Origin of the sequence: uncultured Mycobacterium sp., from assembly GCF_964249325.1 — a bacterium.
Classification (GTDB): domain Bacteria; phylum Actinomycetota; class Actinomycetes; order Mycobacteriales; family Mycobacteriaceae; genus Mycobacterium.
Genome location: NZ_CAXUCH010000166.1, coordinates 4,553 through 9,726, shown reverse-complemented (window position 1 = coordinate 9,726; position 5,174 = coordinate 4,553). Strand labels below are relative to the sequence as shown.

The following is a 5,174-nucleotide window of genomic DNA, read 5'->3' as shown; positions in this document are numbered from 1 at the left end:
AGCAAGAGGGGTGTGGCCCAACGCCGCGCTCAGAGGACTGATGGGTGGGGCAGCCGCGGTCCAGCTGGGCGGTACTGACAACGGGCCGATCGAGGCTGCTCTGCCCAGACCGGCCGACACCGCAGCACCCAGGCCTTCCAACCCGCCGGCACCGCCCAGTGCGCCCGCGCCGAGCCCTTCCGCGGCCGCCGCGCCTTCCGCAGCCGCTCCTGCCGCATCGCCCGCCGCTTCCGCGGCTGCGTCACCGCCGAGCAGCCCCGGAATCTCCGATAAGGTGCCCAGCCAGTTACCCGGCATGTAGAACCCGGACGAGAAGATCGTGTTCCACAGGTTGGCGTTGAATCCCAGCGGCGAATTGCCCAGCCAATCGAGGACTCCCGAGTAATTGGACGGGTCCATACCCAGGATGCCCAAGAGTCCCGACGTCGACGCGGCAGACGACCCGGGTGACGCGAGGCTCTGCAGCGCCTGCGGGATAGCGGTGGTCAGCTGGGACAGCGTCGTCGTGGTGGTGCCCGCCGATGTGCCTGCGGCCTGCGCGATGGCCGCGCCCTGGGCGGCTTGCCCTGCCGGGTTAGCTGTCTGCGGCGGCGTCGGGAACGGGGTCAAGGTCGAAGCGGCGGCCGAATCGCCGGCGTAGTTGTACATGGCAGCGGCGTCCTGGGCCCACATCTCTGCGTAATGGGCTTCGGTGGCTGCGATTGCGGGCGTATTTTGGCCCAGGATATTTGTCGCGACCAGCGACGCCAGCAGGCTGCGGTTGGCCGCGATCACCGGCGGAGGCACCGTCATGGCAAACGCGGCGTGGTATGCCGCGGCTGCAGCCGTGGCTTGTGTGCCAGCCTGTTCAGCTTGGGTTGCGGTGGCTCTCATCCAGGCCGCATACGGTCTGGCCGCGGCCGCCATCGACGCCGAAGCGGGACCGCGCCACGGCCCGCTGATCAGCCCGAAGATCACCGATGAATAGGAATTGGACGCGGACGCCAATTCATCGGCCAGCCCATTCCATGCCCCTGCGGCGGCAAGCATCGGCCCGGAGCCTGGCCCGGAATACATTCTCGCCGAGTTGATCTCCGGCGGTAACGCTGCGAAATCCATTGCTTAAACCTCGTTAGCGAGCAGCGATTGCGTTGGCCGCCTCGGTCGCCGCGTACGAATTGGCGCTTGCGCTCATCATGGTCACGAACATTTGGTGAATCGTCGCCGCCTGGGTGCTGACCGCTTGATACATCTGGGCGTGTAGGGCAAATTGTGCTGCGGTCATTGCAGATACCTCGTCTGCGGCGGCAGGGATCACACCGGTGGTCGGAGCCGCCCCAATCGCGTTCTGTGCAGCCACCGCGGCGCCGATACCCTGCAAGTCGCCGGCTGCGGCGGCCAACATTTCCGGTTGTGTGGTGACAAAAGACATAAACTTTCCTTGACGAAACGAAGTGAGCCGGTGCCTCTGGTAGTGCCGACTCAGACGGACAGCTTTAAGCTCAAGGGCGCTAGCCGATTTGGAGCTAAACCCTCTGCTTGGACAGACTGCTGGTGCGGCACATCGTCACTGAAGCCCTCCGCTACAAAGGCATTCTCGCAACTCGGGTTAACTCAACTGCCCTAAGTCGCTCGAGCCGTCAGCACAAGTCGTAGCTAAGCCGTTGCAACTTCGGCGCTGTTCAGCGTTTCCTGCTTTCAGCGCGAAGTATCAGCGACGATGCACGCGGAACGGTTTTCACACGGCGAAATCCGTCACGGTGGGACAAGACCCAACTGCTGTTCGGTCGTTTCGTCGCAGAGGATTTCCCTCGCCAGATGGGGCCTGCTGGTCGTAAGCATGCCAAGAGTGTGCGCTGGCGGATCGGATGCCCGCTATCCTCCAAATACCGCCGCTATCCACTTTTCGCGTGCTGGCCACCTAGTGACGCCTTGGTTGTCAGTGCGCGGCGTAGTGACTCTGAGGGTAGTTCGCCGAACCGGCGCACGTATCCTTTCGAGAACCGGCCAAGATGCGTAAAACCTGAAGCGAGTGCGGCATCCGTTACCGAGATTCCGGCAACGGGTTCCGTGAGCATGACATGAGCGACTTCCAGCCGAAGATTGCGGACGTGAGTCATCGGTGTGGTGCGCCAGTGGCGCCGAAACGCATTCTCTATAGAGCGGATGGTGACGCCGGCGGCGTCGGCGATGTCTGCCAGCGCGATGGGCTCGGCGAGGTGCTGCCGGATATACCGGTCTGCGCGAGACAGGCAGGCCGGCAGCTCATGTGGTGAGGCGGCCGTGCTGGCGGAGTTGGGAAGTAGGTGCAGTAAAGCTCTCATTAGGTGTCTGCTGGCGCTTCGGTCGATAGGGGTGGAGCGCGTGCGACCATCGGTGGTGACGTCTCTCCAAAAGAACTTGAGGAGATCATCGAGCGTGCGGGGCAGTGGATGGGCTGATTGCTCGAAAATGACTGGCGCACCGTGGCTGTCGGCGCTCGCCAACTGTTCCATGGGCCTGCGTGGAACCCTGACCATTAGCTGGGTAGCATCGGCGCTCCACCGTTTGCGATAGGTGGTGCGGGGATTCACCACGTAAACACGCCCAGGGCCCACCTCCAGGCGAGCTTCACTCGTGGTGACCAAGCACATGCCCTCCAGCGTGAGCTGCACGACGTAGAAGTCGGCGGATCCCGTTGCTAGGACTTCCACTTCATTGCCGTAGGACACCTGAAGGAACGTGATGTCATATAGCTTTGCCTGGCAAAGCGTGAAATCAAGGCTTTGATGCTGTTTTAAGATGCGAAGCGAGTGATGCGAGAGCCGATCCCGCATGATCGCCTCGGCCTGCTCGAGGTCGTGCGTCTGAATCTCAATGCCGGTACCAGTCCCGGTGTCTAGAGCTACCGACACGTCAGTTCGCCTGCCCGGCACTGTCGGGAACCGCCGCCGTCGCCCACTTCTGCTCGATGCGAGCGTAACGCCAGATCAGCAGAGCGATAGCCCATGTCACGACGAATAAGCCAACGATGATGAAGCCGATGGCGTTGAGATTGACACCGCCGAGCCAATCCCAAAACGGACCGCTCCAGCCGAATTGACCGGCCAGCAGTCCCAACAGTTCGACGGTCCCGATGAGCAGTGCGACCGCTACCGAAAGCCCGGTGATCGTGATGTTGTAGTAAACCTTGCGCACCGGGCTGGAAAACGCCCAACCATATGCGAAGTTCATAAACGAGCCGTCGATCGTGTCCAAGAGGCACATGCCACAAGAACACGCCCGAGACCGTGGTCCCGATGATGTCGGTGTAGTGATGCAGTGCCGATGAGCCCCGCTGGACCGGCCCGACGATGGCCTTGAGTCCGATTGCCAGCAACACTGCCAGCCCGAAAACCACCGATGAATGGCCCAGCGAGAAAAAGAAGCCGACCGCGAGCGGACGCTGCCCGTCGTTCATCAACTTGCGGGTGGTGTTGTCGATAGCGGCGATGTGGTCGGCGTCGAAAGCGTGCCGCAACCCGAGCGTATAGGCCGTCAGCCCGATACCCATTCCGAACGCCTTATCGCCGACGCTGAAGTGAGCTGGGTTGACGATGAGCACCAGGGTGCACCAGCCGACCAGGTGAAACGCTGCGATCACCAGGAACATCGCGCCCAGACGCCACCGCTCGTCGGGCGCCAACGCGCTTCGCAGCCTCGACCACGACGACCGCTTTCGGTAGAGCTCACCACAAACCATCTCGTGTCCCCGCCTCTGCTCGTTGGTTACCCATAACGGGCTCGTCGTGCAAACGATTTGCGGCGAGTTTTGCAAGTTTTTCGCAGGTGAAAATTTGTGGTGCGTCAGGCATCGAGCCAGCCGCGGCGCTGCCCTAACAGCGCTGCACCACGTCCGACCGTTATGCGCGAATCCCGCATTGGCTGCGCTTGGGCAACCCCATGCGTGATACTGAAGGAGTGACCAGGCCATCGGCCCTGGACCCGGCCGTCTGCGAGCGGATCGGTGAGTTGTTGCGGGCGCATGGGCTGCGGCGCATGGCGTCACGGATCGCGGTACTGGCGGTGCTCGAGCCGGTCAATAGCCATCTCTCGGTGGCAGAGATTCACCAGCGGCTAACCGAAGCCGCTCCCGCCGGGATCACGCCGCCCGACTTGGCGACGGTTTACCGAACGGTCACCACGCTGGTCGACCAGGGTGTGCTGCACGCGCTGACGCTGGAGAACGGGGTCACCACATATGGGTTGGCCGCCGACCCTCATCATCACGCGGTGTGCACCCGGTGCGGCTCAATCATCGAAGTGCCCGCGCGCCAGCTGACTTCGGCGCTCGAACAGGCGATGGCGGGCAGCTCCTTCGCGCTTTCGGAGCGGGCCGGGTTGACCCTGCACGGGCTATGCCCGCGGTGCCAGGCAGCCGGGGAGGGCCCAGCGGACGAACCGCATCCGCGCTGAATCAGTTCAGCAGAGGTTCAGTAGCGCGTTTTCCACGACCTCCGGCAGCGCCGGATGAATCCAGTACTGGCCGCGCGCCATCTGATGTGCGGGCAGCCCGAAGCTCATCGCCTGGATCAGCGGTTGAATGATCGACGAGGCCTGGTAGCCCATGATGTGCGCGCCCAGCAGCCGGCCGCTGCCGCGCTCGGCGATGATCTTGACGATCCCGGTGGTGTCCTCCATCGCCCACCCGTAGGCGACGTCGCCGTAGTCCTGGATCACGCAAGAGACATCGAAACCTTTTGCTACAGCTTGGTTTTCGGTCAATCCGACGCTGGCGAGCTGAGGATCGGTGAATACCGCCGACGGCACGAACCGGTGGTCGGTCATCATCATCGAGTCGGTGTCGTCCCAGTCGCAGAAAAGGTTGTGCTGCACGACGCGGGCTTCGTGGTTGGCAACATGTTTGAGCTCGTAGGGTGAGGAGACGTCGCCGAGCGCGAAAACGCCTGGGGCAGAGGTTCGTTGGTACTCGTCGACCACCACTCGAGTTCCGTTGAGGTCGATGCCGGCCTGTTCGGCGTCCAACAGATCGCCGTTGGGTATCCGGCCGGTGGCCACCAGCACAGTGTCGGCGTGCACGGTGGAACCGTCGTCGAGGTCCAGCACGATCTGCGGACCGTCGCGGTGGCCTCCGACGACATTGCGGTGCGTCCGCAGCTCCCATTTGGTCGAGGCGAGGCGGGTAAAGCGCTCGCAGATAGTGTCGTCGGAATGCC

Annotated in this window: 4 protein-coding genes and 2 pseudogenes (1 of these 6 cut by a window edge); 1 reads left to right on the top strand and 5 read right to left on the bottom strand. The window is 63.0% G+C overall.

The window, feature by feature from the left end; translation table 11 throughout:
* The 4 genes and pseudogenes from ACFE99_RS18075 to ACFE99_RS18060 form a co-directional block, all read right to left on the bottom strand.
* The coding region (locus ACFE99_RS18075) for a PPE family protein (RefSeq protein ID WP_375487658.1) at positions 1-1,098 on the bottom strand (1,098 nt) is incomplete at its 3' end.
* 13 nt (positions 1,099-1,111) lie between these two features.
* On the bottom strand, positions 1,112-1,411 hold the full coding sequence (locus tag ACFE99_RS18070; protein ID WP_375487656.1) for a PE family protein: 300 nt from the start codon (positions 1,409-1,411) through the stop codon (positions 1,112-1,114).
* 463 nt (positions 1,412-1,874) lie between these two features.
* A complete protein-coding gene (locus ACFE99_RS18065; protein ID WP_375487654.1) occupies positions 1,875-2,795 on the bottom strand; it encodes an AraC family transcriptional regulator in 921 nt (306 codons plus the stop codon).
* 79 nt (positions 2,796-2,874) lie between these two features.
* A pseudogene (locus ACFE99_RS18060) lies at positions 2,875-3,700 on the bottom strand (HoxN/HupN/NixA family nickel/cobalt transporter).
* Between the two features lie 200 nt (positions 3,701-3,900).
* On the opposite strand from ACFE99_RS18060, the gene ACFE99_RS18055 reads away from it, so the two are divergent.
* Positions 3,901-4,413 (top strand): Fur family transcriptional regulator, encoded by a 513-nt coding sequence (locus ACFE99_RS18055; protein ID WP_375487652.1) that lies wholly within the window; start codon positions 3,901-3,903, stop codon positions 4,411-4,413.
* A 6-nt stretch (positions 4,414-4,419) separates the two neighbouring features.
* Here ACFE99_RS18055 and mtr read toward each other — a convergent pair.
* Positions 4,420-5,174, bottom strand: a pseudogene (gene mtr, locus ACFE99_RS18050) (mycothione reductase); it runs 651 nt beyond the window's last position.

Bases quoted from the DNA above. Each gene is read 5' to 3' on its own strand.
- ACFE99_RS18065 (WP_375487654.1), bottom strand. From the start codon at position 2,795: ATGCGGGATCGGCTCTCGCATCACTCGCTTCGCATCTTAAAACAGCAT.
- ACFE99_RS18055 (WP_375487652.1), top strand. From the start codon at position 3,901: ATGCGTGATACTGAAGGAGTGACCAGGCCATCGGCCCTGGACCCGGCC.
- ACFE99_RS18070 (WP_375487656.1), bottom strand. From the start codon at position 1,411: ATGTCTTTTGTCACCACACAACCGGAAATGTTGGCCGCCGCAGCCGGC.